General features: G+C 74.8%; 2 protein-coding genes. One reads left to right on the top strand and one right to left on the bottom strand.

Annotation, left to right across the window (positions count from 1 at the left end; all coding sequences use genetic code 11):
- Positions 1-38: 38 nt before the first annotated feature.
- Positions 39-1,052 (bottom strand): Acg family FMN-binding oxidoreductase, encoded by a 1,014-nt coding sequence (locus MXD58_RS29185; RefSeq protein ID WP_248836966.1) that lies wholly within the window; start codon positions 1,050-1,052, stop codon positions 39-41.
- Between the two features lie 302 nt (positions 1,053-1,354).
- On the opposite strand from MXD58_RS29185, the gene MXD58_RS29190 reads away from it, so the two are divergent.
- A partial coding sequence (locus MXD58_RS29190; RefSeq protein ID WP_374616816.1) for an acetate/propionate family kinase occupies positions 1,355-2,392 on the top strand: 1,038 nt, incomplete at its 3' end.

Below are 2,392 nucleotides of genomic sequence, written 5' to 3' on the forward strand. Positions count from 1 at the left end.
GGGGGGGGGGCGGGGGGGGCCGGGGGGGCGCCGAGCGGTCAGGCGTGGTGGACGACCTCGAGGAGGTCGCAGGCCGGGCGGCGTGGCGTCTGGGGCAGCGTCGGCGCGGCGGGGTCCGGGTACCCGACCCGAAGGATCATCTGGGCCTGTCCGATGCCGCCGGTCGCCTCGCGCAGCAGAGCGCGGGTCGCGTCGACGTCGATCGCCTGGCCCAGCGGTGAGGCGGCCAGGCCCGCGGCGGTGGCGACCAGCAGGAGCCGGCCCAGGGCCCGCCCGGCGTGCAACCAGGCAGCGGTGTCGTCGCCGTCGGAGCCGAGCACGAGTACGCCCGGACGCTCGACCTGAGGGTCCCGCAGGCGCTGACCGGCTTCGCCGACGATGTCGAAGTCGCGCAGCGGGAACTCGGACTGGCGGGGTTCGTCGCTGCCGACCACGGCGCTGCGCGGCACGCCGTCCAGGGCGTTCGGGTCCGTGCGGCTCCAGGCCATCAGTTCGGCCCGGTAGTCCGGGTCATGCGTCTCGACCCAGTCGGCGCGCGCGAGCAGAACCGACAGCTCCACCCTCGTCTCCGTGCGGACGACCGGCGCCAGCCAGCAGCCCTCGCTCTCCGCCGCCCGGCGCAGCCCGTGGAGCACCTCGTCCGGCAGGTCGGCCTGGTCGAACGGGCGCCGGTCGGTGTGCCGGCGGTTGATCGCGGTCGCGAGTTCCGCGTCGCCCTGCGCCGGCGGGCACTGGCCGACGACACGCAGCGTCGCCAGCCGGTCGGTGGCCAGGTCGGTGCCGTCCGGCAACTCGTCGACCTGGACCTCGAGCCCGGCGGCGCGCAGCGTCAGCCAGGCGTTGAACAGTGCGGCGCCGCAGCTCATCACCATCTGCCGGCGGTGCGGATCCACGACCGGGACGGCCCGGGTGAGATCGGCGAACAGGTCGAGGCAGTCCCCGTCCAGCCGCCACCGCCAAGGCTGGCTGTTGTGGATCGACGGCGCGAGGATCGCCGCTTCCACCGCGGTCCTGGCCTGCTCGATGGTGAGTGTGGTGGTGGATGCCGCCATCGTTGCGCTCCCGTCGCCGCCCGGCGGTGACCGCTCGTACCGGCCGGCCCGCCACGCTTGTCGTTCGTTCGGACACTATTAGTGTTCCCGCTGGCCGGCGGACGATCCTCCGTCCGTACGCTGTCTGTCCGTGGGCTGATCGGCCGGCGCTCGGGGGCGTTTCGGCCCCTTCCGGCACCGTCGGTGCCGGTAACACCGTCGGTGCCGGTAACACTGACGGTGCCGGTAACACTGACGGTGCCGGTAACAGTGGGGGACGCACAGCCCCTGCAGCCCGGACTCGCGCCCGCGGAGGACAAGTGATGCCGGAACCGAGCACCCCCAGTCCCACCCCGGACCCCTGGGTGCGCCAGGCCGTCGGCACCGAGTCCGCGGCCCGGGCCGCGGACAACGTCCTGGTCCTCAACGCAGGGTCGTCGAGCCTGAAGATGCGCCTGCTCGGAGCCGAGGACGAGACGCTCTGGTCCGCCAGTCGCGGGCAGTCACGGGCCGCCGCGGCCGGCGAGCTCACGGCGGTGTTCGAGGACCTCGCCGCGTTCGGCGGGGTTACCGCCGTTGGGCACCGCTTTGTCCATGGTGGCCCCCGGCTGCGGGTGCCGGTGCTCCTTGACGACGCCGTCGAGGCCGAGCTGCGCGCGCGGACCAGCCTGGCGCCCCAGCACCTGCCGGCCGCACTGGCCCTCGTCGCCGCCGTCCGCGCCGCCGCGCCCGGCCTCCCTCAGGTTGCCTGTTTCGACACCGCGTTCCACGCCACGCTGGCGCCGGCAGCGGCGACCTACGCGCTGCCGGCCTCCTGGCGGGAGTCCTACGGCATCCGCCGCTACGGCTTCCACGGACTGTCCCACGCCTACGCCGCCCGCCGGGCCGACGCCCTGCTGGGCCCGGCGGGTGCCGTGGGCGCCGTGGAGGGCGCGGATGGCATAGCCGGGCCGCGGGTCGTGACCTGCCATCTGGGATCCGGGGCGTCCCTGGCCGCGGTGGCCGGTGGGGTGTGCCGGGATACGACGATGGGGTTCACACCCCTGGACGGCCTGGTCATGGGCACCCGGTCCGGCGCCGTCGATCCGGGCGCAGTGCTGTGGCTGCTGCGGGAAGCGGGCCTGTCCGTCGACGAGCTCGCCGACGGCCTGGAACACCGGTCCGGCCTGCTCGGGCTCGCGGGCAGCGCCGACATGCGCGACGTGCTCGCCGCCGCCGACGAGGGGAAGGCGCCCGCCCGTCTCGCCCTGGCGGTGTACCTGCACCGGCTGCGCGCCCTGATCGCCGCGATGGTCGCCGCGCTCGGCGGTCTTGACGCGCTCGTGTTCACCGGCGGGATCGGCGAGGCGACGCCGCCGATC

It is taken from the genome of Frankia sp. AgKG'84/4, assembly GCF_023242965.2.
In the GTDB taxonomy this organism is placed as follows: domain Bacteria; phylum Actinomycetota; class Actinomycetes; order Frankiales; family Frankiaceae; genus Frankia.